Here is a 26,136-nt window from a genome sequence, read left to right as displayed (position 1 = left end):
ATTAAAACTAACATTATGAAAAAAGTATTATTTCTGATAGCTATTTTAAGTGGATCCACACAGATATACGCACAAAACATTTCCAAAAATGATAGCATCCAAATCGTTTCTAAAGTTGAAGATTGGAACAAAGCATGGAAAACAAAAGATGCCAATTTAGCTACAAAATGGTATTCAGATGATGCAGATTTCACAAATGCGTTTGGATTCGCTATGATTGGAAAAACTGCAATTAAAGACTATTTAGCAAGAGTTTTCAAAATGAACTTCGTTATGGCCGGTAATTCAGAACAGAATTCTTTGAAGTTAAAATACATTTATAATGATACTGTTTTAGCTATTTCAACAATTTCCAGAAAAGGTCAAAAATTAAGCGATAATAGTGATTTAGGTCCTCGTAGTACAACCCACCACAGATTGTTTTATAAAAACGACGAATGGCAGATAGTTGCGCATTTAATATCAGATGCCAGAAGCATTGAAACAAATAAACACTAACAATTTTTATCCTAACTAAGTATAATGACTGCTGGAACCCTTCGGTAGGCTCAAGGCCCAAATCAGTAATTAGAGATTCCTTATTGCATATTTCGGGTTTAATTTTAATCCTTTCGAGGGATTTTTTAAATACCTCCGTCTAATAAGAAAACAGGGAGAATATTTTTAAAATTATAGGATTATGAAATACGAAGTATTAAAGAAAATAGGGGTTTTGGCCTTAGGCTTGGCTGTTTTTACTGCCTGTAGTGATGAAGAAGATATGGAAATCATTGCCACCTCCAGTGATATAACCATAACCGATACGAATACGGTGGGAACAGCTGAAGGAGATGTAGGAAATACAGGAGCGGATGAAGATGATTTGGTAGCAAATGCCACTTTTGAAAACACAGTGCAAATAGTATTTTCAGAAGCTTCAGCAACCATTACCAATCCGGTTCCGGAGGATGTATTAATTACACAAGACGGTGCCGATGTTACCATTAATTCTTCCATTTCAAAAGTGGCTTATGAAGTTTCAGGAGCAACCACAGATGGCATGTTGAAAATTTATAGCGATAAAAAGTTTAAATTATCGCTTAGTAATTTAAGTATTGCCAATAATGACGGTCCGGCAATTAATGTTCAATCATCAAAAACTGTTTTTGTTCTTTTAGAAGGGGTAAATACCTTAGCTGATGCGTCAAGTTATCCTAATATTCCGGATGATGAAGATGCAAAAGCAGCGTTTTTTAGTGAAGGGCAATTGGTTTTTAGTGGTACCGGAGAGCTAAATGTGGCCGGGAAATACAAGCATGGCATTGCAAGTGATGATTATATTCGGGTGATTAGTGGAACCATCACTGTTTCTGAAGCATCATCGGATGCGATGCATGCCAACGATTATATAATTGTTGATGGGGGCACGCTTAATTTAACTGCAGGAAGTGACGGTATGGATTGTGGTGAAGGTTATATTATTGTCAACGATGGTACCTTTGCAATCAATGCTGTAGATGACGGGATTGCAGCCTCTTATGATATAGATGACGAAGATGAGCCGGATGATTCCATTACCCCAAATGTAACCATAAATGGAGGTGAATTTGTAATCAATACCAGCGAAGGGGAAGGGATTGAGGCCAAAGGGATGTTGACCATCAATGGAGGCACGATCAATGTCAATGCCTATGACGATGGGCTTAATGCCATAGGTACCTTATACATTAATGGTGGGACTACTTATATTTATAGCACCTTAAATGATGCCATAGATAGCAATGAAGGGATTACCATTACCGGGGGGACTACCATTGCCATAGCCATAAGAACAGATGAGCCTGATGGAAGTTTTGATACTGATGATGATTTATTCAAAATTACCGGAGGAACCATTTTAGGTTTAGGCTTGAACACTTCGTTCCCAACAGTAAGTGAAAGTACCCAGAACTCAGTGATTTTTGATGGCATCAGTGCCAATACCTTATTGAATATCCAATCCGAAGATGGAACGGAAGCCCTTACCTATGAAGTCCCTTATCGGGTAAATACCATCATTTATTCCAATGCAAAATTAGCATCAGGAACAACTTATTCCATCTATACCGGAGGAAGTGTTATAGGAGGTACAGAAGTTAATGGTTTGTATACCTCAGGTACCTATAGTGGCGGTATGGATTCCGGTGATTCTTTTACCGTCAACACCTCCGTTACGCAGATTGGTGGAGAATTGGGTCCCACCGGAGAGCCTGGAGAAGGAGGCGGTGGCGGAGGGGGTGGGCCTAGGTAGTCCATTCCGTCAAAATAAATTACACCAAGTCTCTTGGAGAGCTATAAATACTGAATTGAAATTTATAACTTCTAAATGACATGGGAGCACAGGTAGGTAAATGTGCTCCCTATTTTTTTGATAAAGTATTATCAATTTTGTGAATTGATTTCTGATTTTTTCCGGTTGATAGAAGTGTTAATGAATACTCAAGCATGTGAATTTTTCAATACCTGATAAACAAAGATTGGGTGAATCAGTTATAGTCAATGAAATGACAGCAACTGACAGGGATAGAATCATTGAGATGGCATGGGAAGATAAAACACCTTTTGAGGCCATACATGCTCAATTTGGACTTTCGGAATCCGAAGTAATCGTCTGCATGCGCAGGGTGTTAAAACCGAGCTCATTCAGGCTTTGGAGAAAGCGGGTAAACAGTGGGACCAGTAAAAAACACCTCCACAAAAGGAATGGAGCCATAAATCGTTTTAAATCCTCAAGACAAAAAACCATTGCTAACAATAAAATTTCAAAAAGATAGTCTTTCCAACCCAAATAGAAGCCATAAAAAAGCGAATTACAGCAATAGACCCTGTACGCTATGCCCAGTCTCGCAATTATGAAGATGGTGCTGTAACTCACTTGAGTCCATATATTTCCAGAGGTGTAATCAGTACCAGGCAGGTTTATGAACATATTCAGGACCTGGCAATGGAAGATGCGGAGAAACTTATTCAGGAGCTTGCTTGGAGGGATTATTGGCAGCAGGTATGGTTGGCCAAAGGGGATGCAATTCATGCCGAACTTAAGCATATTCAGAAGCCTGTTTCAAATTTTCAGGTGCCAAAGGCAATTGTGGAGGCTTCCACCGGCATCGATGTGGTGGATAAGGCCATTAGAGCGTTGTACGAAACTGGCTATATGCACAACCATATGCGCATGTATGTGGCCTCCATTTGCTGTAATATGGCGCATTCTCATTGGTTGGCCCCTGCTAGATGGATGTATGCGCATCTTTTGGATGGAGATATTGCAAGTAACCAGCTAAGTTGGCAATGGGTGGCAGGAGCCTTTGCCAATAAGAAGTATTATGCCAACCAAGAGAATATCAATCGCTTCTTTTACAGTGCCCAGCGAAATACTTTCTTGGACATTCCATACGGGCAATTTGAACGAATGGAAATCCCTGAAGTGCTAAGGGAAAATGTAGCCTTTGAAGTGGTATATAAGCTGCCAAAGACTTCAAAGCGCTTGGCCTTTCAAAATAAAGCCACCTTGATCTACAATTACTATAACCTGGATCCTGAATGGTACAAGAGAGACAATTTTCAGCGGATATTGATTTTGGAGCCTTCCCTATTTAAAAAATTCCCGGTGCATCAAAAATGCATCGATTTTGTGATTGATTTGGCTGAAAATATTCCGGGTATACAATTGTATGTAGGGGAGTTTGATGAGCTTCTTGCCCAAATATCCCCTGAAAACATAATTTATAAGGAACATCCGCTCAATTTACATTTTCAAGGTCACCAAGAACCCCGGGAATGGCTCAGTACAGTCACAGGTTATTATCCTTCCTTTTTCTCCTTTTGGAAAAAGTGTAAGAAAGAACTCCTAAAATGAAGAAAAAAGACCTTCCCGAAAAAGTTTGTTTGACTTGTAAACGCCCATTTACCTGGCGCAAAAAATGGAAAAGGGATTGGGAGCAAGTGAAGTACTGCAGTGAAAAATGCAAAAGAAATAAAGACAATGAAAGGCATTAATATTATTTTCCCCCACCAACTTTATGAAGCAAGCGAACTTATAAAATCTGGACGGGAGACCTATCTGATTGAAGAGTTCCTTTTTTTTCGTCAATTCAAGTTTCACAAGCAGAAAATTACCTTTTACCGGGCCTCCATGAAAGCTTACGAGGCATACCTGCAGGGATTGAGTCTTAAAGTTCATTATATAGACACCAACAACTCCTTATCAGACATAAGAAATTTCGGCCAAGAGATTAATAGAAAAGGAATTGAGTCCATTTGGCTGATAGACCCTGTTGATGATTGGCTGATGCAGCGCATTCAAAGTTTCTCCAAATACTGTGAAGTCAAGGTTTTTCCCAGTCCACAATTTTTAAATACTGAGGAAGATTTGGAGCATTTCTTTAGAGGAGACAAAAAATCTTTTTTGCAGGCCACATTTTATAAGCAGCAGCGCAAAAGGCTTGGGATTCTTGTTGATGAAGAGCAAAATCCGGTGGGAGGGAAATGGTCGTTTGATGCAGAAAACAGGAAGAAGTTTCCTAAAGGAAAAACACCTCCGGCCATAAATTCCCCTAAATATTCAAAGACCTGGGAAGAGGCTTGCACCTATACAAGGAAGCATTTCAGTAAAAACCCGGGAGATGTTTCTAAAGACAGGATTTATCCTATCACGCATAAAGAAGCCAAAGATTGGCTTGAGCAGTTTTTAGCTTATCGTTTTCATGATTTTGGCAAATACGAGGATGCCATACTAAAAGAACCTTCTTTTATCAACCATAGCCTACTTTCGCCTTTAATGAACAGCGGCTTGATTTTACCGTCAGAGGTTGTGAAACGTGCCCTTTCCTTATAAAAAAGAAGCTATTGAACTACCAAATAACTTTAATCAATCCACAAATTAACTCAGAAATGATTTCGAGCAATGACCGCTAATGTACCATTATGTTTAGGTATACCTAATATTTCCTCTCTTCTGAAGCGATATTTAGCCAGTAAAATACCATGCAGGTATTATTGGTATAAGTAGTTCTGAAGCCAACTTGTAATTGCAACCCTCATAAGCTAAAAAAAGATGAAAGAAATGGATAAAAGGTAATATAGTATCTGAATTTTATCATCTGAAATAAGGGATAATTCAGTAACTTGTAATTACCTGAAAATTTTAATTCCCCGTATATGAAATACAAGCAATCACAGTTTGGATGGGTAATAATTTTATTGTTTATACTTTTGGTGGTTTTTCTCTGCTTGGCCTGCGCCCTGCAATGGGGGAATAATCCACTTACATTTACGCCTTTTTTGGTACTTAGCTCATTTCTTGTGGTTTTGGGATTTATGCTTTACAAACTTACGGTGGAGGTTAGAGGTTCAACACTCAGATTGGCATATGGAATCGGGTTGATAAATTTCAAATTTGATATCGATCAATTGGAAGAAACAGAGATTATTCGAGTGCCATGGTATTATGGAATTGGGATTAGAATAACTCCAAATGGTATGCTTTACAGCATACATGGCTGGGATGCATTGCGAATAAGCTATAAAAGTAAAGGGAAAAAGAAAACTGTAATGGTGGGAAGCACTGAGCCGGAAAAACTGAAACGAGTCTTGGAAACCAATTGCATTAAGTAATGTATACCTTGGATATCCACTTATAAAATTAAAAAATTATGGCAGGAGAAGATCAAATTTCAGTTTGGCCGCTGCCTAAGTTTTACTTCTCTGTAAAACTTGAATCATTGGATCGCCCCGTACTGTGTCAGGAAGTGTCAGGTTTGGATAACGAAGCAAAACCTTTGGAATTCAATAATGGAGGTATCAAGTCTATTTCTTCCTTTGATTTACCGGGCATTTCGAAACCAGAGAATATAACGCTAAAAAAAGGCATCTTTCCGGATAAAAATGAATTTTACGATTGGTTTAATTCTATTAATATGACTACCATAAGTCGAGAAAAAGTTGTCATTGAATTGCTAGATGAATCCGGAAACCCTACAATGAAATGGACCCTATCCAATGCCTGGCCTAGTAAAGTTTCCGGGACAGACCTAGAATCAAATGGAAGTGAAATAACCATTGAAAGTATTGAATTGGCTTATGAGGGGTTAACCATAAATCAAGTATAATCCTTTTCTTCTTATAAACTAAATGAGTATTCGCTTCAGTCTTTAAAATCGACTCCCATGTTGTAAAGTGTAAAGGCAAAAATATCTGCCTGTTCATCAATGATCTTCCCGGTAGGCTTTCCGGCACCATGCCCTGCATTGGTTTCGATGCGAATCAATACCGGACTATCCCCTTTATGTGCTTCCTGAAGACCGGCAGCAAACTTAAAAGAATGGGCCGGTACTACCCGGTCGTCATGATCAGCTGTCGTAACCAAGGTTGCAGGGTAAGCAGTTCCTTGCTTCAAAGCGTGAACAGGGGAGTAGTTTTTAAGGTACCGAAACATTTCCTCACTTTCATCGGCTGTTCCATAATCATAAGCCCAGCCTGCTCCCGCAGTAAATTGGTGGTACCGCAGCATGTCCATCACGCCTACTGCCGGTAAGGCCACTTTGGCAAGTTCGGGTCTTTGGATCATGGTAGCACCCACCAGTAATCCACCATTGCTCCCTCCTTTGATGGCCAGATAATCACTTGAAGTATATCCTTCCTGGATCAGAAACTCTCCTGCAGCGATAAAATCGTCGAACACGTTTTGCTTTTGAAGTTTTGTTCCGGCCTTGTGCCAATTCTCACCATACTCTCCACCCCCTCGAATGTTAGGAACAGCGTAAATCCCTCCATTTTCTAACCACACGGTGTTGGCAATGCTAAAAGCAGGAGTAAGGCTGATATTAAAGCCTCCATAACCGTACAAAATGGTCGGGTTTTTACCATTCAAGGTTAAGTCTTTTTTATGGGTAATGATCATAGGAACATTTGTTCCATCCTTTGAGGTGTAAAAAACCTGCCGGCTTTCATAGGCTTCCGGATCAAAATCCAGTTGCGGTTGGCGGTAAAGTTTATGCTTTCCTTCCTTAATAGAATAACTGTAAATGCTTCCGGGCTGAACGTAGGATGTGAAGCTATAATAGATGGTGTTTTGGTTCTTTTTGGATGAAAAGCCACTGACAGTTCCCGCTCCAGGAAGGTCGATTGACATTTCTTCTTTGCCTTGGTAGTCATATTGCCGGACTTCGCTGATGGCATCTTTAAGGTAGGTAGCAAAGAGCTTTCCTCCCCCTTTGGAAACCTGCATGACTTCTTCTTTTTCAGGAATTAAAACCTGCCAATTTTCGGGTTTTGGATTATTCAAGTCTATTTTCACCAGTTGGTTATTGGGGGCATCCTTATTGGTTTGAACCAAAAGCCAGGCCTTTTGATGATCGAGTACATCATGGTTATTGTCCATATTAGAAACGATTGGCCGGATGGTACTTCCTGTTTTGCTCAAGTCTTTGACATATAGCTCATTTCCGGTAGTGCTGTTGGCAGCACTGATGACAAGAACTTGACCGTCTTCTGTTACGCGACCGGAAACATACCTTTTTGGTGTCCTCTCATTTCCAAATACCAGAATATCTTCAGCCTGTGAAGTACCCAACTGATGAAAATAAAGCCGGTGGTCATTGGTTAGGGCAGAGAGTTTGGAACCATCCGGTTGGGCGTAGGTACTGTAGTAAAAACCCTTTTCCCCTTGCCAGGAAATGCCTGTAAATTTGGCGTCATTAATCCGGTCGTCTAGCAAAGTTTTGTTTTTTGTATCCATCACATAGATGTCTCGCCAATCTGATCCTGCCACTGAAACTGCATAGGCGAAAAGGCTTCCATCTTTGGTAAAGGCAATACTAGACAGAGAGGTACTGCCATCTTCAGACAGCTTATTGGGGTCTAAAAAAACCTCTTCCTGCCCTTCTTTTTTGGACCTGTAGAGGATCGATTGATTTTGAAGGCCATCATTTTTAAAATAATAGGTCCATTCTCCGTAGAAAAAAGGGGCACTTACTTTTTCATAGTTCCACACTTTTTCGAGTCGATCTCGAATGGCATCTCGGAAAGGAATTTCAGCCAAATAACCAAAAGTGACTTTATTTTGGGCCTGCACCCATTCTTTGGTGTCTTCAGCATAATCATCCTCCAGCCAACGGTAAGGATCAGCTACTTCTTCTCCCCAATAGCGGTCAGTATGGTCGGTTTTTTCTGTATTTGGATAGTCCACAGGTATGGTTTTAAACTGGTTTTCTTTTGAGCAGGCCAAAGCCAGAATTGTTAAGCAGGCGATGCTATACTTTTTTAGATAAAGTGAAAAAGTGGAAAGGTTTTGCATCTTTTTACTTTTTATAAAATTGATAAAAACTCTAATTCAATTTCTAGATCCAAATACACATTAGTATTTAATTTTGTCAATTAATTTCTGAATTTAGGGTTAAATATAAAGAGTTCTTTCCGAAAAGCCTGAATTAGGATACAAGGGGATTGAAATGTTTTTCCGCCCTTATTTTTGTCCTTCCCAGGTAAAACACTATAAAATTCCAGACCTTCCCTTATAATTGTAGGGGGGGAATGCTGGAAAATAATCTAATTAATGCTTCCTGATTTGATAGCTATTCCTTTGCTAAAGGATCAATTTAGTAAAACAACAGGATTTCTTTTATAACCGTAAAAACCTTACTAGATTGAAGGGTTTTTGGAGCTAAAAAAAAATGGAGCACCGGAATTAAATGCTGCCCATTTGACAAGTTTACCTAGAAATTAAAAAAGAAGAATTAAATGAACATGTCACTTTCTAAAATTGGTGGACTATTATTTATTGTCATAGCACTTTGTTTTTGTACCGTATCAATTGCTTTTTCAAGGAATCCATTGTTGGAACCTGTCAAAGAAAATAAGGAGCGTTACCTGAATACGGTGTTTGAGGAGGTTTCCATTCAAAAAGATGTGGTTTTTGGCGAGGCTGTTAATGCAAAAGGAATCAAAGAATCGCTGGCTCTTGATATTTATACACCTGAAAATGATAATGTTAAAAACCGCCCGGTGATTGTGTGGATGCATGGAGGTGGCTTCAGGTATGGAAACGATAAAACGCAGACTTATATCGTTGAAATGGCAAAAAGGTTTGCTAAGAAAGGTTATGTGTGTATATCCATTGATTACCGTGTGAGAGACCAACCAATAGAAGATATTGGCGGCACCCTTTCTGATGCAGTGGAAGATGCTACCAAAGCACTAAAATGGGTAAGAAAACACAGGAAGGATTTAAATATTGACAAATCAAAAATCATCGTTGGGGGCGGATCTGCCGGGGGCATTCTTGGCTCTAATTTTTTCTTCAGTAACAAAACTAAGAAAAAAGACAAAGCAGGGATTATTGGGTTTGTTAATTTATGGGGAAGTACCGGTGAGAAATGGGGCATGCTGAATAGATATAAAAAGGCTCCTCCAACCATTATTGTCCATGGGACGGCTGATAAATCGGTTCCTTACAGCAATTCAGTTGAATTGGTGAAGAAGTTAACAGCACATAAAGTCAAAAACGAATTGATTACTTATACAGCCGCGGGTCATACTCCTGTTGTTCATATGGATGACTTTGAGATTAAAATTGCCACATTCCTATACGGTTTAATTTGATGGGCTCTTTACCTTAAGGTACGAATCCTCAAATATATAGAAGATTGTTTGCTATGTATTTAGGGATTGATTGGAAAGGGTCAATTCGAAATAAAGAAACTGGATTTAGAAATCCATGGTTTCGCTATCTACCATATCTATGTAGCGTTTCATTTTTTTCAAAATCACCTTGAAGTGGTGGGTTTCCTCTCTAGTAACAAAAGTGATGGCCAAACCTTCTTCTTTGGCTCTCCCAGTTCGGCCTACTCGGTGTACAAAATCCTTGGGTGATCGAGGCAATTCATAATTAATTACATAAGGAAGCTTCAAAAAATCAATGCCCCTTGCAATCAGATCTGTGGCAACCAAAACGGGAGCTTGTCCTGATTTAAATTGTTCCAATGCCTTGAGCCTAGCAAATTGGCTCTTTTTTCCGTGTATGGATAGGGCTGGGATGCCATTTTTTTGCAACTTACCGGCCACCTTGTCCGCCTTGATTCCAGAGGAGGTGAAGATCAAAACCTGTTTCATGTCATTTTCTTTGATCAGGTGTCTGAGCAGTGGCCCTTTTTTTTCATCACTTACAAAGTAACCGGATAAATTGATCGACTCCACGTCTTCCTCCTTATCCTCAATCTTAATGACTTCCGGATCCATCAGCAGTACGCGGTTGATTCCTGACAATTGCTGGCTTAGCGTAGCTGAAAACAACAAGTTTTGCCTTTTCTTTGGCAGTAGATCAAAAATTTCTTCCATTTCTTTATGAAAACCCAGGTTCAGCATCTTATCGGCTTCATCCAATACCAATGTGGAAACTTTGGAAAGATCTATGGCAGCGGAACTTTGTAAGTCAAGCAGACGCCCGGGAGTTGCTACCAATATGTCTATTCCAAAAAGACCTTTCATCTGTGGGTTGATCGAAACACCTCCATATACTGCCATGGATTTGATGGGGAGAGGGGATTTAAGGGATAATTCTTTAAATACCTCCACCACTTGAATGGCCAATTCCCTGGAAGGGACCAAGACCAAAACTTTAGGCTGTCTGTTCTTCCTACCCGCACTCCCACGGAACAATTGATCCAATATTGGGGCTACGTAGCTTACTGTTTTCCCCGAACCAGTTTTGGCAATCCCGAGTAGGTCCTTACCCTTGATAATAACGGGGATGGCTTGCGCTTGTATGGGCGTAGGAGTGGTATAGCCTAAGGAAGAAATATTGCCAAGTATAGAAGGGTGGAGCTTGAGTTTTTGAAAAGACATGGTTCAAATTTATAGTAAAAGGTTTAGGGCTTCAACTGACGATTAATCGTATTAAAAATAATGTTAAGCCGACCAAAAATGAGTACAGGCTACTTTTATTTTTTCTAATAATGTGAAGTATGGGTTTGCATTGTATTCCAACTGGCATGCAAATTTAAAATTAAGCAATTGAACCTTAAAAATATAATCTTTAGGCTACCTGAATAAATAATAATCAATTACTCACTTCTATTAGAAAGGTTTTTATTTAATAGTTGTCTTATGGGGTTTACTTCATTTTGGAGGTTTAGGTAGAAGTGTTTCTTTGAAAATTAATCTTGATTGGGGCCTGTGTTTATTGGGTGGTGAAGTTTAATTTGTCAGTAATTCAATGAGTTAGGTGATTTTTCCTATTGAAATTCCCCTAATAAATTATTACCTTAACAAGGATTATAGTTTTTTAATTGAAGTACCTAGCCCTTTAACCAATACCAATTATGGATCCCTATTATAACAACCAAGCCGCATCAGGCAAAAAGTCTGAGTTTACCGGCAAAAAATTAGTATTGCTTCATCCTGAAGCGAGTTTTAAAAATATAGATGAAGAAGCGAGTGGTGCTGCACTGAGGTTGGCACCTTCCGGTGAGTATAAAAACAAGGAAGGCGATTATGCCAAAGCTTTTGAAGAAGGAGACGGCATCGTTTTCGAAAAGTTTAATGTTGCTGTGATCAATGCAGATCATGATGAACAGGTGAACGGCCTGATGGCAGCAAGGCAATCCTTCCAATATATGGAGCCTGAGCGTTATGTTTACACCTTGGACAGTCCCGGTCAAAGTAATTTCGGCATGCTACTGTGGAATTTTATATGTCAGATTTTCGGGATCAAAAAACCTGAAGATACTCCTAAAGATCCACCGGTGGTTGAGCCCCCGAGTTTTGAAAATAATAGCAAGGCTTATTGGGCGATACATGCTTTGAATGGTATGCAAAGTCAGAAGACAGGCAAAGGTGTTCATTTGGCCATTTTAGATACCGGGATGAATCTGGCGCATCCGGATTTTCAAAACCGAACGATTGTGTCCAAATCGTTTATAGCGGGAGAAGCAGTGGATGATTTAAATGGACATGGGACCCATTGTGCAGGGATAGCCGCAGGAGGCGTAAATAGTAGCACCGGTATTCGCTATGGTGCCGCAAGTGATGCTTCCCTTTATGCAGGCAAAGTTTTGTCCAATAAGGGAGTGGGAAGTGATAGTGGAATATTGGCCGGTATGGAGTGGGCCGTAAACAATGGATGTAAGGTGATCTCTATGTCTTTGGGAGCATCGGTAGGGGAAAACACCAGGTATTCCAATATTTACAATGACTTGGCCAAAAGATCCATGGACATGGGGACACTCATCATTGCAGCAGCAGGGAATGACAGTCAAAGGAGCCAGGGTACAATTATGCCGGTGAACCACCCCGGGAATTGCCCCAATATAATGGCAGTAGGAGCCTTGGATAAAAAATCAGCAGTAGCAAATTTCTCATGTGGAGGGCTTAATCCTGATGGGGGAAGCGTAGATATTGCCGGTCCGGGGGTAGAGATCTACAGCACTTGGAAAAAACCTCAAGAATATGCAGTCATAAGTGGCACAAGTATGGCTACACCTTATGTCGCAGGTGTGGCGGCAATGCTTTGGGAGGCATATCCTTCTGCAAGTGCGATGGAGATATGGGAAAAACTCACCGAAAGTGCCAGAAATGTAGGTTTGCCGGGAAGGGATGCTGGAGCAGGTTTGGTTCAGGCACCTCAATAAATGACAAAATCATGAAAAAGAATTTTATTGCATCTGTTGAAGACAATGCTGCTGGGGATATAGAGCAGATTGCCGGCCAATTGAGGCTGCAGGGCTGTACCATCAAGCAGGTTTTAAAGTTTTCAGGAATTATCACCGGCTGTAGTTCCGGAAAAGAAGCACGTCTGGAGGATTTAAAAATCTCCGGAATCAAGCATATCGAAGAAGAAAGGGAGATGGGAGCTTTGGGAGATGAGTAATGCGGTAATCAGTAATTGGTATATAAGCAATTTTCTATTCGAAATATGCAGTAGACCATTTGTTAGGTGTGAAATCAGTTCTAAATCAACCAGTTCGTTGTTGTTTCCAGTTTAATGTAACGAGCTTTGCAGGAATCTCCAAAGGGCATGGTTTTCTTGCGATTAAAAGCCTTATCTCGAAGCAATTTTATATTCTACCTCTCGGAAAAAGGGTATTGGGATCTTATACGGCTTGAATGATATTGAGGGGTGTTATTGGCGGTTTTTAACTTCTACAATATCTCCTGGCAAGGTAAAGCCTTTCTCTTCCAATCCAGTAAGAACTTTAACAATAGCCCGAGAATGAATTTTTGCATCGATCTGATCGCGGTTGTAGGTATTCACCCAATAGGTTATTTTGACATTTAAGGTAGAGGAAGCCAGCTCCTTGACATATACTGTAGGTTTTTTATCACCGTCTAAGACTCCCGGAACCAACTGAATAAGCTCAGAAATGAGCTTTAGCGCTGCTTCATAGTCAGATCCATAATCCAAACCGACGATAAAACTATAGCTCAGGTAACCATCAATGGTGAAATTGATCATTGGGTTTTTTATAATGGTGGCATTGGGAATAAAAACATCCTTGCCATCTATGGTCTTGACTTGAGTATCCCGTAGGTTTAAGGCCCGCACCTTTCCACTGATACCGTTGATTTCCACCATGTCACCGATTTTAAATGGCCGTTTAAAGGCCAAGAGTATACCGGCGAGAAAATTCTCTCCAATATCCTTGAGCGCAAAGCCTATTATGAAAGCAGTAATTCCGGCCCCGGCAAGCAGGCTATTGACCACACCCGTTAGCCCTAGGAAACGAAGCAATAAGGCCAAGCCAAAAACCATAACCAGACTTTTGATGGAAGCACTGATAAAATTGGTAAGCAAGTGATCGTCAGTTTTCTTACTTAGTCGATTACTGACTATCCTTTTTATCCATCGGGACAGGTAGATAAAAAAGATAAGGATTAGGAGGCCAACAAAGAGTGAAACAGCCATTTGTTCCACACTTTCCAGATCACCCATGAGTATTCCTCTTAATTTCTCTAAAGCTTCCTTCAAAATCTAATTATTTTGTTTGAAAGTAAATTACTTAAAAATGATGCCAATTGATAACTCATCAGCTTTTTTGTGCAAAAATTTATGCTACAGAAAGAAATGCCTCAATCGTGTTGAATTGAGGCATTTATACAAACTTCTATGGGTCTTTTTTCAAGCTATATGATGTTAAGAGTATAATACCATATTGCCTTAATTTACCCTTATAATGGTACGTTTATACCGTGTAAGTGCAGGGGAACCATTGTCGGTAACTTCTAGAATGACATGTATAGTCCCTAGCCTTTCAGCTTTTGGAATTGTTAGTTGAGCTTTTACATTGTTTGCATTTATTATTTCAATAGGTTTTGGGGCCCTACTACCGGATTGGGTAAAACTCCCGGGTTCTCTGTAATGATACCAATTGTAGGTCAAGTCATCTCCGTCCGGATCTTTGCTTCCTTCCGCACTAAGATCAATAGTATCTCCAACCTTTGCATTGATATATTCGGCGGATTTAAGCCGGACAAGGGGTGGGTGGTTGGCCTCATCATAAGGCTTAATGGTCCAGTCCATTCTGGCCTCAAAATCATTTTGAAAAGCTTCTCTCCAGCGATAAATGGTCGCCTTATTGCTAGTATGGTAACTCCCGTCCATTCCTAACACCTCATCCTGCGCATTTGTCCATAGGGCACGAGTTTCGGGTTCAGCAAACCATTTTTCTGTTCGCGGTTGATAGTATTCATACCGTCCTCCCCAATTGCCAAAATCAGGTCGTTCAGGATTTTCCATGCCTGTTTGTATCAAATGCATAAAACTTGGGGAATCCCCTTCCATCAGATAATCCATATGTGGGTATTCCGCACCCAATGGTCCCTTGCTTCGAATGTGTTCATCAAGCCATGGATTGTCCACGATTTCAAAGTTTCCTCCTGAAAAACGTCCGTGAAACTTGTCCCCGCTGATGCCTGTCCAGGTCGCATGGTGATAGGCTCCAAGTGAATGAATTCCCGGGCTGGCAATATAAAATAAATTGGAAAATGTTTTCCTTATCCAAGGACCACTGTCATCTTGGTCAGAAATGGTATATACCCTTAGTTTCGCTACAAATTTATCCACTTCCGAAGGAGAACGGGTTTGGTTAATTTTCCAGAGGGCTTGGGCAAGACAATTTGGGCCTCCCCAAACCAATACCCAAACGGGTCTGGAATCCTCTGCATCTACGGATTGGATTATTAATTCTGAACCTTCAGAATCCATGCCTTCCCCAACTGCCTCCATGCCAAATTTTGGAATACCTTCCTTGAGTATAGACAAAAGATAGTCCGCGGTTGGGTAGCCTTTTTCATGTTTTTCTAAATTGTCCCTGACCTTATCATAGGCAGTTAGAATTTCACGAATTCTCCAAGCAGCAATTTGATCTCGCTGGTGCCGGGAAGTAGTGGCAATAAGGCCTTCCACATCCCATTGATTGGAATAGGTAAGGAACCGAATGAGTGACATGGCATCATCGGGTTCGTTTTCTATGTCTGTGAGCACGATGATTCGCTCTTTCTCCATTGTATTTTGTGCATTTAGATCAATGCTTCCTAACAGGATTAGGCCAAGGAGGAAAAATTTGAATGAATAATTTTTCATGAGATGAGCCGTTTTTGTTGGTAATAATTTAAACATGTTTAATAGGTTTAAAACAATTTGAAAGCTCCTGAATAGGGGCCGGTATTTACTCTTTTGCTGTTAAGACCAGAATGGCATCTTCCCATGCCGATGGAGGTGTTATTTGTCGTAGCTCACCAGATTTGAAGGCTTCTGCTTTGGCTTCCCGGCCTTCACTAGGATCAAACCATTTGGCTTCTGCAGATTTTGAAAGTATATTTTTAACAGTGGCCTGGGATATATTGGAAAAATACACCAATAGCATTTCACCATTGTCCAGTTTTACAGCTGTTTTCAGGCTTTCTCCTTCACTTTCTGAGCCCTGCAAAATACTTTGATCGGGAATCCATTCTGCCCATTGATGGTCGATAAGGAATTTTTTGGCAAGTTGGGCAAACTGCACAGCACCAGGAAAATCCAAGGCTTGTTGCCAGGTGTACCCACAGCTGTAACTTCCTCTATTGCCTCGCATGGGCCAAATTGGACCTGCGCCATAAGTGTGTCCGGCCCCTCCTGCAAAAAAGGTATGGTAGACCTGGCGCCGTAAACGAACAGGAGTTATCCATCCACAATCATGCCCGTAGGCACCAAATTCATAGGATCCCTCTAAGAATAAACTCGGTTTTTTGGGATTATCCAAATTGTATTCCCTCAACATGCTTGGATACACTTTTTCAACTTCCTTCCATACTTCCACCCCATTTGCGGTTAGCCAGGCATCCTCGTGAAACCAATTTGATGAATTTATAGTGGCATCCCCATCCGGGTGATAGGTGATAAAAACTTTTTTCCAGGCAGGATTTGGTTCATTCCATTTTGCCGATTGTCCAGTAACGCCATAAACAATCCCTTCAGCCATGGCCCTGAAAATGGACCGTGAATCAAAGCTTTTCTCACCTTCCTTGTAAAAGCCTTTTGCATCCCCACCTAATACCCAAAGAATATGGGGTTCATTTTGGTATCTCTTGCCAAGAAACTCACCATAGTCTTTGGCTTCCTGTGCAGTAAATTCGGAATGTGCCCCACCAAATTGGTTGGAAATATAGGCCCTGCCCCAATTCGGAAGTAGGGCCAGGTACATGTTCCGTTTCTTTACGGCCTGAATAATGTAATCTGCATGGTCCCAATAATCATTGGGCGCCTCAGTACTTCCTCCCGCTACGATTAATGGTTCGGATGTATTTGGTGAATCTTCACCACCGGTAAATGGCCTGTGACTATAAGCATTGGCAGCATTGTGAGGGCCACTTTTTATTCCTCCTCCATGGGGGTACCAAAAGGCTACCGTCTGTATGACATTGAAGCCGGTTTTTTGCCTGTGGTCGAGATACAGATCTACTTCCTCTCTTGTAAGTTGCTGAAACAAGCCCCAGCCCGTATCAGCAATCCATAAAAATGGCGTGCCATCTTTATGGGAGATATGGTGCCTATTAGGAGCAACCTCAAGTGGGCCATGTGATTCCCATGGGGCCTGAGCATATAAATTGCATGAAAGAAGCAGGAGAGATAGGGTGGAGGCTAAATGTTTAATAGGGATCATTACTTTTGGGTTTAAGTGGAAAGAATGACATAGACTTGAAAAGTACTACATCTATATTGTAGATAATCTTAGGTCCGGTCTAAAGCAGCTCATTTTACTGTAATGATTATCCTTCGATATCTGGTAAGTTTTGGCGTTCCGATATCACTTACTTCACAGATAATATGGATGGTTTGCCCTTTGGAAGCATTTTCAGGTACAATAAAAGTAGCCTTTTCACTTTCAGAATTTCTAATAGCAATACTTTCAGGATAAGTGCTTGCCTCTTGGTGTTTCCACCATTTAAAGTTCAATTGATCTTTATCGGGATCCGTTGATAGGGAAGCATCAAGCTTGACTTTCGCCCCTGCTTTCAGACTAAGATCGTCCTTATGTTTAAGTATTACTTTAGGTTCATGGTTGGCTTCTTCATAAGATTTCACAGCCCAGTCTGCCCTAGCTGCAAAATCATTTTGCAAAGCGTCTGACCAACGCCACATGGGTTTGAAATATTCGCTGCGCTGCGTTGGGGTGGCTTTGCTTCCTTCACGCAAACTTTGTCTGCCCCAGCCATTGCTGCCATACCACCTGCCTTCAGGGTATTGATAACCTGGTACAGGTACAGGATCAAGCCAGGTGTTTTCACGTACTTTGACAAACCTTCCTCCCCAGCCACCATATCCAGGTGATTCCAAGCTTCTTAACCCTGTGGGTATGCTGTGCAAAAAGGCAGGGGAGTCACCCTCAGAACGGAAATCACCATTTTCCATAGCCGGATAAAGCGCTGCCAATGCACCGTGGTTTTCAAGAATATTGGCTTTCATCCATGGTCCTTCAAAATAGGGCAGCATTTCTTTGGGCTGCACCTTGGCCCATCGGTAAGCTATGGCTTCAAACTGATCAGAGATGATGGTTGGAATATTGTATTTTCCCCATTTTGGTCGAATGTATTCTTGGAATGTCTTATCCTGTTCCCAAATCAAGTAAAGGCGAATTTTATTGGCTACATATTCCATTTTTTCAGGGTAATTTTCCTCGATGGTTTTCAAGGCCCTGGCAATTGTATTTGTTCCTCCCCAAGCTTGAATCCAAATAGGTCGTTCATCTGTTTCGTCCAACAAAACTTTCACAATATGGCTTGAGCCTGCTGTAACTTCGGTCATCTCACCCTCAGTTTTTACATTTCCCAACAGCGTGCGTTTACGAAGAAAATCTACCGTTGGAAATGCAGGGTCGTGTTTTACAAGATTTGGGTAATCCTTTTCATAGGCATCCAGATAAGGCTCAATCCAATCATCTCCGGGCCAATTATGATCCTGAGCGTGATATTGCGAACTAGAGGTAATGATTCCTTCCACATCCCATTCATTAACATAATATAGAAAGCGAACAATGGAGCATTGATCGTCAATTTCTCCATCACTGGTGACGATAACCCTGGTTTTATCAGTTGCCTTGTTTTGAGCCATTAGGTTATTGAAGCCTATAGCCAATAAAACGGTAAGAGCCAGTTGTGTTTTGAGTTTGTTTTTCATGGTTTATTTTCTTTGTGGAGGTAAAATTTATCCAATCACGTTTTTCCATCCTTTATAGGCCTGTTTTGCTTTGTTCCTGCCATCTCCCGCCAAGGTGCTGTTGGCAGTCTGGTTAAATCCCTGGAGTTGCTCCAGACTTTCGTATATTTTTGATTGAAGTCCAGCCAAATAGGCAGCTCCTAAAGCGGAAACATCTGCAATGGCTATATTGGTGACTTTCCTTTCAAGCAGGTCTGCTAAGAATTGCAATACAAATTTATTTGCGGTAATCCCTCCGTCAATCTTGAGTTCAGAAAGTGGGGTGCCTGAATCTACTTCCATGGCTGATATCACATCTTTTATTTGATAGGGAACAGACTCTACCGCTGCCCTTACCACATGATTTTTGGTGGAGTCAAATGAAAGCCCTTCAATGGACGCTTTCCGCTTCATGTCCCAATGTGGTGCTCCTAATCCGGAGAAAGCAGGCACGATATATACGCCACCATTGTCTGGCAAGGAATAGCATATTTCCTCTAAGTCTGCAGCATTTTCAAACAAACCGAGTTGGTTTTTAACCCATTCAATTGTGGCACCGGCTGAGACGATGATTCCTTCCAGTGCATAATCCACCCGATCTTCAGTGCTCCAGCAAATGGTGGTCACCATGCCATGCTGAGAAGTTTTTGGTTTACTTCCTATATTCATTAAAATAGAACTCCCGGTGCCCAGGGTTGCTTTTGCACTTCCTTGTTCAAAACATCCTTCACCAAAAGCTGCTGCATGGGAATCTCCAATCATGGCCGAAATACTGACAGAATGACCTATTAATCCTTCAAAATTGCTGTCTCCAAAATGAAAGGAAGAAGGTTTTACCTTTGGTAAATTGAGCTTTGACAAACCGAAATCCTCCAATAACTCTTTGTCCCAGCAAAGCTTGTTTAAATCAAAAAACAAGGTTCTGGAAGCATTGGTATAATCGGTCAAATAGGACTGCCCCTTGGTTAATTTATAAAGCAACCAGGTATCAATGGTGCCAAAAAAAGCCTCTCCATTGTCTATTGCCTGTTTGATTTTAGGCTCGTTTTCATACAGCCAGATCACCTTTGTGCCAGAGAAATAGGGGTCAATGATTAATCCTGTTTTTTGATTGATTTTGGGTGCGAGCCCCTCGCTTTTCAGTCGCTCACAAACAGGGACAGATCGTTTACATTGCCAAACTACAGCATTGTAAAGTGCCTCACCTGCTTTGTTCCACAGGACAAAAGTTTCGCGTTGATTGGAAATGCCGCAGGCTTTGATTTTGCTCAAATCACCGTTTTTAGCCCTAAATCCTTCCAGGCATTTGCCTATTGAGCTTAATATGTTTAGATAGATTTCTTCAGGCTCCTGCTCTACCCGGTTACCATCAAGGTAGTGGGTTTTTAGTGGTGCGGTCTCCTTGTGCAAAGCTTTACCTTGTTCATCAAAAACGATGGTTTTGGTACTGCTTGTTCCTTGATCTATGGCTAATATATATGACATTTTTATTTTCGTAATGCGTTGTTGTTAGGACTTAAGCAACGCTCGTTTATTCACTTTTCTGGTTGGACTTGTCAATGATTACCGCAAGGAGAATGACCAGCCCTTTAATTACTTGTTGCCAAAATGGGGAAACGCTCAAAAGGATCAGCCCATTATTTAGGACCCCGATAATGATAGCACCTAACACAGTTCCCAGGATGGTTCCCCTTCCACCTGATAGGGAAGTTCCTCCAATCACCACTGCAGCGATGGCATCCAACTCATAACTGAAGCCGGCATTGGGTTGAGCAGAATCCAGACGAGCCGTTACCAAAATCCCACCTACTGCGGCAAGTATGCCGGCAAGGGCATATACCCACATTTTAACTTTTGCAATGGGTATTCCGGAGAGTAGTGAGGCATTTTCATTGCCACCTATGGCATAGATGTACCTGCCAAACCGTGTTTTTCCGGTTAGAACTATCGCTGTAACGACCACAATTCCTGAAATCCAAACCGGCATGGGGATGCCCAAAAACCAACCTGTACCTAAAAAACCAAAGGTCTCGCCCAAACCCGAAATCGGATGCCCCTTGGTCCAAAGCATGGTGAAACCACGTGCCATTGTAAGCATGGCCAGGGTAGCCACAAAGGGAGGGACTTTAAATTTGGTAATGGCATAGCCATTGATAAACCCTAAGCCACCCCCAACAAGTAGGCCTGCAAGTACAGCTCCTAAAACGGTAAAGCCTATGAATAAATTGAGAGCAGGAATGCTGATTCCATTGCTAAGCAGGCCGGCAGTAACAGCCCCGCAAAAAGCCAGAATAGAACCTACAGAAAGATCAATTCCAGCAGTTAAAATCACCAGGGTCATGCCCACTGAAATGCAAACGTTTACCGAAATCTGACGCATGACATTCCAGAAATTGTCTGTAGTCATAAAATTGTCTGTCATCAAAGCCAGACCCAGGCATAAAATAAACAAGGCAATGAGGGACTGAAATTGAGCGATATTTAATTTTTTCTTTATAGAGATCATTTGGTCAGGTTTTCCGGTATGCAGGCATTCATAATATTGTTTTCTGTAGCATCTTCACTTGAAAATTGAGCGGAAATTTCCCCTTCAGCCATCACAAGTATCCTGTCAGAAATGGCTAGAATTTCTGGGATTTCTGAAGAGACGACGAGAATAGAGATGCCCGATTGGCTCAATTGGGAAATCAATTCATAGATTTCATTTTTAGCATTGATATCAATGCCTCGAGTGGGCTCATCCAGCATAAGAACTTTTGGAGACCGGGCTATCCATTTGCCGAGAATAACCTTTTGTTGGTTTCCACCACTTAGGTTTTTAATAAGTTGTTCTTCACTGTGTACTTTTATCTTTAGTGAGGCTACATATTTGTCGTAAAGTGTTGTCTGTAAAGTACTGTTTAGAAATCCATAGCTGCTTACCTGCTCCAGAACGGAAAGGCTTAGGTTTTTGCCTACAGACATATTGGGTACAATCCCGTCTTTTTTACGGTCTTCCGGCACCAGTGCCATACCTGCTTCAATGGCCATTATCGGGTTTTTGAAAAGCATTTCTTTTCCTTCCAATTCGATACTCCCGGTCATTCTGCGGTGGTGGAGGCCAAACAAGCTTTCGCAAAGTTCTGTCCTTCCGGCACCCATCAATCCATAAATTCCCAGTACTTCCCCATTGTGCAGGTCAAAATGAATATTGTTAAGCAAAGGTCGGCTGGGATTGTCAGGGTTTGTTAATTGCAGGTTTTTGACTTGTAAAACTTTTTCTTTAGAGGACTTTTTATTGGATTTTTTAATGACCTTTACTGAACGGCCAGCCATCATATTGATCAGCATGGGGCGGGAAATGGCTGAAATCTCGCCTTGTCCAACGACTTTTCCGTCTCGTAAAACCACAAAATTGTCAGCCAAGGCAAACAGCTCTTCCAGCTTGTGTGATATGTAGACAATGGCTTTTCCTTCAGCTTTTAACTTGTTAATTATTTCAAAAAGGACAGCCGTTTCACTTTCTCCTATTGCAGAGGTAGGTTCATCCATAAATACTACGGATGATTCAGTTAATAGTGCCTTGGCAATTTCTACGATTTGTTGTTGGCCTACTCTCAGGGTGCTTACCAAGGCTGTAGGTTCTACTTCCAGTTTTAGCCTTTCCAAAAGTGCTTTGGTTTTTCGGATCATTTTATCACGGTCCAAAAATCCAAAAGCATTGACCAATTCTCTGCCCAGAAAAATATTTTGGGCTACAGTGAGGTAGGGGATAAGGTTTAATTCCTGATGGATAATGGATATGCCCATATCCTGGGCATCTTTCGGTCTGGAGAATTTGATTTCCTGACCTTTAAATAATAGCTCACCTTCGTAATCGGTGTGAATTCCCGACATGATCTTCAATAAAGTGGATTTTCCAGCACCATTTTCACCAATTAAGGCGGTGACTTTCCCTCCCTCGAGGCGCAAATCCACTTGGCTGAGAGCAGTCACCCCGGAGAACTTCTTGGTTATTTGTTGGACTTCAAGTAGCGCTGTCATGCTATTCTGTTATTTGAAGAGTAATAGGAATCACCTCAATCTGGCTAAGTTTTAGGTGCGCTTTATTGAGCTCAATCGCCCCCTCAAACCTTACCTTATCTCCTATTTTTACTTTAGACCTGAATTCCGGGATAAGCTCCTTTCGAATTTTTTCATTGATTGATTCAGAGATGCTGTTAAAATCAGAGGAGTTGTCATAATCATTTAACTTGACTAAACCTGAAGCGTCTCGGATGGCATTCCCATACACAAATTCCGTTTCCACTTCAATCACATGGCTTCCCACTTGCAGCAGGACATTGTTGTTATTGACGGCTGTAACCAGACCTTCTCCTTGGACCCTGAAATAGCCGATATTCCCAATGCCCAGTGCGTATCCATAAGTTTCAAAGGCAGCAACCGTATTTTGCTCCAAGCTATCTATTAAGAGCGCAATGTCTGGTGCATCTTTATAGACCTTCATTAATTCATTGCTCCAAATTCCATCCACATAGGCTTTTGCATCAAAACTTATTTCATTTCCATCTGCCAGTTTTTTATCCAGTGGCTGAAAATAGACGGAGTTATATCCCAATAAACCGATGACAAGTATTCCAATGCTGTATTTAATTGCTTTCCTGTTCATTTGCTTCCGTAGGCTTGGTAATCCATTACATTTTCCTGGTTGACCATTTCCACCGTTACAGGTACCTTCTGGGCAAAATCCCGCTTTCCATCAAAATAGGATAGTGCGTATTCCGCTGCTGTCCTGGCGATCAATTTTGGGAACTGCATGCCTGTGGCCAGTATTTTCTTGTCTCTGATGGAGTTAATAACATCGCTTGCACCATCGAATCCAAAAACCATTACCTGATCTGCTTTGCCTGAAGAAACAAGTGCCTGATATGCTCCCATCGCCATGGCATCATTGCCACAAAATACCCCCTTGATGTCGGGGTGCACCTGTAGTATGGATTCCATAACTTCCATGGCTTTGTTTCTGTCGAAATCTGCATTTTGCTGGGCAACCATTTGAAGTTCGGGGTAATGGTCGACCACAGAATGGAATCCCTTGGATCTGCTCCAGGTATTGTTGTCGCCAACTAAGCCTAGTATCTCTACATACTTGCCCTTTTTATTGAGCTTTTCAACAAAGTATTTCCCAATGGCCACGCAGCCGGCATAGCTGTCTGAAAGAATCTGACTTGTGGCTGCATCCGTTGCATTGATCTCTCGGTCCATGCAAAATACCGGTACCCCTTTTTGTTTGGCGATCCTTACATTGGCAATCGAGCCATCTGCATCGGTAGGGTTGAAAAGTATGGCGTCATATCCTGAAGAAACAGCGTTTTCAAAATGATCTGTTTCTAGTGCGGTATTGTTTTGGGAATCAAAAATAGTTGCCACATATCCCAATTCAGTAGCACGATCTGCGGCTGTTTCTGCCAATACTACAAACCAGGGATTGTTAAGAGTGGACACAATTACGGCCACCTTTTTAGGTTGATTCAAGGCGCGTTCATCAGGTCCTCCGCAGCTATTTAAAATCAATGCTACTGCAAAAAAGCAAAGCATTCTTAAGGGGTTGAAATTGGTCATTTTGGGTTTGGGTGTTAATTTTTTAAGACTAATGTTGCTTTCGCTACTATGCCATCACAGGAAATCCCGTAATGCTTAAAGATGTCATTTTGGGAACCGGTCACGGTGTACTCATCGGGAACGCCCATAATATGGAATGGGTTTCTCGCCCCTTGTTGAAAGAGGTAGGAAGCACAGGCTTCTCCTAATCCTCCGTTTACCATATGTTCTTCTACTGTGATTATTGGTTTTGCAGCTTTGGCTAAATCATCCAGAAGCTCTGTGTCCAAAGGTTTGATGGTATGCATGCTGATAACCTTGGTAGTGATTCCATGCTGCTGTTCCAAAACCTCTGCTGCCTGCCATGCATGTTGGACGGTTTCTCCATTGGCGATAATGGTGAGGTCAGCACCTTCACGGATTACTCTCCCCTTACCAAATTCGAATGTTTGGTTTTCTTCACTCAAGAAGGGTACGCTTTTTTTACCAAAGCGAAGGTAAATCGGTTGTTTAAGATTGGCCGCTAAACGAACCGCCTGTTCAGTTTCGAAGTTGTCCGCTGGCACCACAATGGTGATATTGTTGATGGCTCTAAGTACGGCAAAGTCATGAAGGCTATGATGTGTGGTGCCTAATGCACCGTAGCTTACGCCAGCACTTATTCCTACCAATTTCACGGGGTTATCAGAATAGGCCACATCGTTTTTGATTTGTTCCAGTGCTCTTGCTGTAAGGAAACAAGCAGGTGAAACGGCAAATGGTTTCTTTCCCGCAGAAGCAAGTCCAGCGGCAACGCCTACCAGATTTTGTTCAGCAATGCCAACCTCTACAATCTGGTTTGGATATTTCTGTCCAAAGGGGACCAGTTTCCCCGAACCACGGGAGTCACTTGTTACGGCAATGATCGATGGATCAGCAGCAGCTAAGTTTTCAATAGTTTCAGCAAAAACTTCTTGGTTTGCTCTACCCATTTTTAAATTTTTCTTTGCAATTTTATCCAGTTCCATGATCTATGAGATTAATGCCTCAGCCGCATCTAGTTCTGACAATGCCAATTCATATTGTTCAGTGCTTGGGACGCCATGGTGCCATTTTAAAACGCCTTCCATATAGCTTACCCCTTTTCCTTTTACGGTATGGGCAATGATGAAATTGGGCTTTCCTGTTTGGAAAGGCCCATTGTTTAAGGCTGAAACCAAGGCATTCAAATTGTGGCCATCAACCTCTTTTACTGACCAACCAAATGCTTCCAATTTGTCCCTAAGGGAATCAGTATTCATTACTTCCTGATTTGAACCTGTAATTTGCTGTTTGTTATTGTCCAAAATCGCGTAAAGGTTGTCCAATTTATAATGCGATGCGGAAAGAAATGCTTCCCAGTTGGAGCCTTCAGGCAATTCACCATCTCCTAAAAGCGTAAATACCCGGTGTTGCTTTTTGTCCAGTTTGGCTGCAATAGCCTCTCCGACGCAGATAGGTAAACCATGGCCCAAAGCTCCGGTATTTTGCTCCACACCATTGACTTTTTTTGTAGGGTGGCCGATATAGTGAGATTGGTACTGACAAAGCGTTTCCAGATCTGATTCAGGGAAAAAACCTCTGTCTGCAAGCGTGACAAACAAGGCTTCTACGCAATGTCCCTTACTTTGAATATAGCGGTCTCTATCGGGGATTCTGAAATTTTCGGTGTCTACATTAAGTACTTTATTGTACAATACATTCAATATGTCCACACAAGACAAGCTACCTCCGGTATGTCCGGCTTTTGCTTTATAAATGTATTTGAGAATATTTTTTCTCAGGAATACTGACTTCTTTTCTAATTCTTTATCTGACATTATTGTTCTGTCTTCTTGGTAACAATTAACCTTTTT

General features: G+C 41.4%; 24 protein-coding genes. 11 read left to right on the top strand and 13 right to left on the bottom strand.

The features are described 5' to 3' along the window. Window positions 1-15: 15 nt before the first annotated feature. The 8 genes from Q4534_RS14715 to Q4534_RS14680 all read left to right on the top strand — a co-directional run bounded on the left by Q4534_RS14715 (window position 16) and on the right by Q4534_RS14680 (window position 6,125). Complete coding sequence (locus Q4534_RS14715) at window positions 16-498, top strand: hypothetical protein (RefSeq protein ID WP_303613907.1); 483 nt, start codon at window positions 16-18, stop codon at window positions 496-498. A gap of 181 nt (window positions 499-679) precedes the next feature. Further along, complete coding sequence (locus tag Q4534_RS14710) at window positions 680-2,269, top strand: carbohydrate-binding domain-containing protein (protein WP_303613906.1); 1,590 nt, start codon at window positions 680-682, stop codon at window positions 2,267-2,269. 253 nt (window positions 2,270-2,522) lie between these two features. After that, the gene (locus Q4534_RS14705) at window positions 2,523-2,792 is read left to right on the top strand and encodes a TIGR03643 family protein (protein ID WP_303613928.1); all 270 of its coding nucleotides are present in this window, start codon (window positions 2,523-2,525) and stop codon (window positions 2,790-2,792) included. A 101-nt stretch (window positions 2,793-2,893) separates the two neighbouring features. Next, window positions 2,894-3,874, top strand: coding sequence for an FAD-binding domain-containing protein (locus Q4534_RS14700; protein WP_303613905.1), 981 nt, complete (start codon window positions 2,894-2,896; stop codon window positions 3,872-3,874). Next, complete coding sequence (locus Q4534_RS14695) at window positions 3,871-4,014, top strand: DUF2256 domain-containing protein (RefSeq protein WP_303613904.1); 144 nt, start codon at window positions 3,871-3,873, stop codon at window positions 4,012-4,014. The genes Q4534_RS14700 and Q4534_RS14695 overlap by 4 nt, the downstream gene beginning before the upstream one ends. Continuing rightward, window positions 4,001-4,852: a cryptochrome/photolyase family protein gene (locus Q4534_RS14690; protein WP_303613903.1), complete on the top strand. Its 852-nt coding sequence runs from the start codon at window positions 4,001-4,003 to the stop codon at window positions 4,850-4,852. The genes Q4534_RS14695 and Q4534_RS14690 overlap by 14 nt, the downstream gene beginning before the upstream one ends. Before the next feature lie 323 nt (window positions 4,853-5,175). Continuing rightward, window positions 5,176-5,631 carry a hypothetical protein gene (locus Q4534_RS14685; RefSeq protein ID WP_303613902.1) on the top strand — a complete coding sequence of 152 codons (456 nt, stop codon included), beginning with the start codon at window positions 5,176-5,178 and terminating at the stop codon, window positions 5,629-5,631. Between the two features lie 38 nt (window positions 5,632-5,669). Next, window positions 5,670-6,125 carry a phage tail protein gene (locus Q4534_RS14680; protein ID WP_303613901.1) on the top strand — a complete coding sequence of 152 codons (456 nt, stop codon included), beginning with the start codon at window positions 5,670-5,672 and terminating at the stop codon, window positions 6,123-6,125. Between the two features lie 35 nt (window positions 6,126-6,160). On the opposite strand, the gene Q4534_RS14675 is transcribed toward Q4534_RS14680, so the two are convergent. Then, window positions 6,161-8,311 carry a prolyl oligopeptidase family protein gene (locus Q4534_RS14675; protein WP_303613900.1) on the bottom strand — a complete coding sequence of 717 codons (2,151 nt, stop codon included), beginning with the start codon at window positions 8,309-8,311 and terminating at the stop codon, window positions 6,161-6,163. A gap of 443 nt (window positions 8,312-8,754) precedes the next feature. Here Q4534_RS14675 and Q4534_RS14670 point away from each other — a divergent pair, with 443 nt between their 5' ends. Further along, window positions 8,755-9,615 (top strand): alpha/beta hydrolase, encoded by an 861-nt coding sequence (locus Q4534_RS14670; protein ID WP_303613899.1) that lies wholly within the window; start codon window positions 8,755-8,757, stop codon window positions 9,613-9,615. Window positions 9,616-9,720: 105 nt separating this feature from the next. On the opposite strand, the gene Q4534_RS14665 is transcribed toward Q4534_RS14670, so the two are convergent. Then, the gene (locus Q4534_RS14665) at window positions 9,721-10,857 is read right to left on the bottom strand and encodes a DEAD/DEAH box helicase (protein ID WP_303613898.1); all 1,137 of its coding nucleotides are present in this window, start codon (window positions 10,855-10,857) and stop codon (window positions 9,721-9,723) included. A gap of 476 nt (window positions 10,858-11,333) precedes the next feature. Here Q4534_RS14665 and Q4534_RS14660 point away from each other — a divergent pair, with 476 nt between their 5' ends. Next, window positions 11,334-12,641: a S8 family serine peptidase gene (locus tag Q4534_RS14660; protein WP_303613897.1), complete on the top strand. Its 1,308-nt coding sequence runs from the start codon at window positions 11,334-11,336 to the stop codon at window positions 12,639-12,641. Window positions 12,642-12,652: 11 nt separating this feature from the next. Beyond that, complete coding sequence (locus Q4534_RS14655) at window positions 12,653-12,880, top strand: hypothetical protein (RefSeq protein ID WP_303613896.1); 228 nt, start codon at window positions 12,653-12,655, stop codon at window positions 12,878-12,880. A gap of 252 nt (window positions 12,881-13,132) precedes the next feature. On the opposite strand, the gene Q4534_RS14650 is transcribed toward Q4534_RS14655, so the two are convergent. The 11 genes from Q4534_RS14650 to Q4534_RS14600 form a co-directional block, all read right to left on the bottom strand. After that, on the bottom strand, window positions 13,133-13,978 hold the full coding sequence (locus Q4534_RS14650; protein ID WP_303613895.1) for a mechanosensitive ion channel family protein: 846 nt from the start codon (window positions 13,976-13,978) through the stop codon (window positions 13,133-13,135). Between the two features lie 189 nt (window positions 13,979-14,167). Then, the gene (locus tag Q4534_RS14645; RefSeq protein WP_303613894.1) at window positions 14,168-15,592 is read right to left on the bottom strand and encodes a DUF1593 domain-containing protein; all 1,425 of its coding nucleotides are present in this window, start codon (window positions 15,590-15,592) and stop codon (window positions 14,168-14,170) included. Between the two features lie 85 nt (window positions 15,593-15,677). Beyond that, window positions 15,678-17,150 (bottom strand): DUF4038 domain-containing protein, encoded by a 1,473-nt coding sequence (locus Q4534_RS14640; protein WP_303613893.1) that lies wholly within the window; start codon window positions 17,148-17,150, stop codon window positions 15,678-15,680. An 89-nt stretch (window positions 17,151-17,239) separates the two neighbouring features. Continuing rightward, window positions 17,240-18,664, bottom strand: coding sequence for a DUF1593 domain-containing protein (locus Q4534_RS14635; protein WP_303613892.1), 1,425 nt, complete (start codon window positions 18,662-18,664; stop codon window positions 17,240-17,242). A 27-nt stretch (window positions 18,665-18,691) separates the two neighbouring features. Further along, window positions 18,692-20,167, bottom strand: a complete 1,476-nt coding sequence (locus tag Q4534_RS14630) for a glycerol kinase GlpK (protein WP_303613891.1) — start codon at window positions 20,165-20,167, stop codon at window positions 18,692-18,694. Window positions 20,168-20,213: 46 nt separating this feature from the next. Next, entirely contained in the window at window positions 20,214-21,188 is a 975-nt protein-coding gene (locus tag Q4534_RS14625; protein WP_303613890.1) for an ABC transporter permease, read from the bottom strand. Next, complete coding sequence (locus tag Q4534_RS14620; RefSeq protein ID WP_303613889.1) at window positions 21,185-22,705, bottom strand: sugar ABC transporter ATP-binding protein; 1,521 nt, start codon at window positions 22,703-22,705, stop codon at window positions 21,185-21,187. Before Q4534_RS14620 ends, Q4534_RS14625 begins: the two co-directional genes overlap by 4 nt. A 1-nt stretch (window position 22,706) precedes the next feature. Continuing rightward, window positions 22,707-23,330, bottom strand: a complete 624-nt coding sequence (locus Q4534_RS14615; RefSeq protein ID WP_149394733.1) for a DUF2291 domain-containing protein — start codon at window positions 23,328-23,330, stop codon at window positions 22,707-22,709. After that, window positions 23,327-24,283, bottom strand: coding sequence for a D-ribose ABC transporter substrate-binding protein (locus Q4534_RS14610; RefSeq protein WP_303613888.1), 957 nt, complete (start codon window positions 24,281-24,283; stop codon window positions 23,327-23,329). Before Q4534_RS14610 ends, Q4534_RS14615 begins: the two co-directional genes overlap by 4 nt. A gap of 14 nt (window positions 24,284-24,297) precedes the next feature. Further along, window positions 24,298-25,269: a transketolase family protein gene (locus tag Q4534_RS14605; protein WP_303613887.1), complete on the bottom strand. Its 972-nt coding sequence runs from the start codon at window positions 25,267-25,269 to the stop codon at window positions 24,298-24,300. Between the two features lie 3 nt (window positions 25,270-25,272). Then, window positions 25,273-26,100, bottom strand: coding sequence for a transketolase (locus Q4534_RS14600; RefSeq protein WP_149394731.1), 828 nt, complete (start codon window positions 26,098-26,100; stop codon window positions 25,273-25,275). Window positions 26,101-26,136: the final 36 nt, after the last annotated feature.

Origin of the sequence: Cyclobacterium sp. 1_MG-2023, assembly GCF_030546805.1 — a bacterium.
In the GTDB taxonomy this organism is placed as follows: Bacteria; Bacteroidota; Bacteroidia; order Cytophagales; family Cyclobacteriaceae; genus Cyclobacterium.
The sequence above is the reverse complement of the archived record's forward strand: the minus strand, read 5'-3'. Positions and strand labels throughout refer to the sequence as shown.

Bases quoted from the DNA above. Each gene is read 5' to 3' on its own strand.
- Q4534_RS14695 (WP_303613904.1), top strand. From the start codon at position 3,871: ATGAAGAAAAAAGACCTTCCCGAAAAAGTTTGTTTGACTTGTAAACGC.
- Q4534_RS14620 (WP_303613889.1), bottom strand. From the start codon at position 22,705: ATGACAGCGCTACTTGAAGTCCAACAAATAACCAAGAAGTTCTCCGGG.
- Q4534_RS14690 (WP_303613903.1), top strand. From the start codon at position 4,001: ATGAAAGGCATTAATATTATTTTCCCCCACCAACTTTATGAAGCAAGC.
- Q4534_RS14640 (WP_303613893.1), bottom strand. From the start codon at position 17,150: ATGATCCCTATTAAACATTTAGCCTCCACCCTATCTCTCCTGCTTCTT.
- Q4534_RS14630 (WP_303613891.1), bottom strand. From the start codon at position 20,167: ATGTCATATATATTAGCCATAGATCAAGGAACAAGCAGTACCAAAACC.
- Q4534_RS14710 (WP_303613906.1), top strand. From the start codon at position 680: ATGAAATACGAAGTATTAAAGAAAATAGGGGTTTTGGCCTTAGGCTTG.
- Q4534_RS14705 (WP_303613928.1), top strand. From the start codon at position 2,523: ATGACAGCAACTGACAGGGATAGAATCATTGAGATGGCATGGGAAGAT.
- Q4534_RS14615 (WP_149394733.1), bottom strand. From the start codon at position 23,330: ATGAACAGGAAAGCAATTAAATACAGCATTGGAATACTTGTCATCGGT.
- Q4534_RS14715 (WP_303613907.1), top strand. From the start codon at position 16: ATGAAAAAAGTATTATTTCTGATAGCTATTTTAAGTGGATCCACACAG.
- Q4534_RS14670 (WP_303613899.1), top strand. From the start codon at position 8,755: ATGAACATGTCACTTTCTAAAATTGGTGGACTATTATTTATTGTCATA.
- Q4534_RS14610 (WP_303613888.1), bottom strand. From the start codon at position 24,283: ATGACCAATTTCAACCCCTTAAGAATGCTTTGCTTTTTTGCAGTAGCA.
- Q4534_RS14605 (WP_303613887.1), bottom strand. From the start codon at position 25,269: ATGGAACTGGATAAAATTGCAAAGAAAAATTTAAAAATGGGTAGAGCA.
- Q4534_RS14680 (WP_303613901.1), top strand. From the start codon at position 5,670: ATGGCAGGAGAAGATCAAATTTCAGTTTGGCCGCTGCCTAAGTTTTAC.
- Q4534_RS14665 (WP_303613898.1), bottom strand. From the start codon at position 10,857: ATGTCTTTTCAAAAACTCAAGCTCCACCCTTCTATACTTGGCAATATT.
- Q4534_RS14645 (WP_303613894.1), bottom strand. From the start codon at position 15,592: ATGAAAAATTATTCATTCAAATTTTTCCTCCTTGGCCTAATCCTGTTA.
- Q4534_RS14655 (WP_303613896.1), top strand. From the start codon at position 12,653: ATGAAAAAGAATTTTATTGCATCTGTTGAAGACAATGCTGCTGGGGAT.
- Q4534_RS14600 (WP_149394731.1), bottom strand. From the start codon at position 26,100: ATGTCAGATAAAGAATTAGAAAAGAAGTCAGTATTCCTGAGAAAAAAT.
- Q4534_RS14660 (WP_303613897.1), top strand. From the start codon at position 11,334: ATGGATCCCTATTATAACAACCAAGCCGCATCAGGCAAAAAGTCTGAG.
- Q4534_RS14625 (WP_303613890.1), bottom strand. From the start codon at position 21,188: ATGATCTCTATAAAGAAAAAATTAAATATCGCTCAATTTCAGTCCCTC.
- Q4534_RS14635 (WP_303613892.1), bottom strand. From the start codon at position 18,664: ATGAAAAACAAACTCAAAACACAACTGGCTCTTACCGTTTTATTGGCT.
- Q4534_RS14675 (WP_303613900.1), bottom strand. From the start codon at position 8,311: ATGCAAAACCTTTCCACTTTTTCACTTTATCTAAAAAAGTATAGCATC.
- Q4534_RS14685 (WP_303613902.1), top strand. From the start codon at position 5,176: ATGAAATACAAGCAATCACAGTTTGGATGGGTAATAATTTTATTGTTT.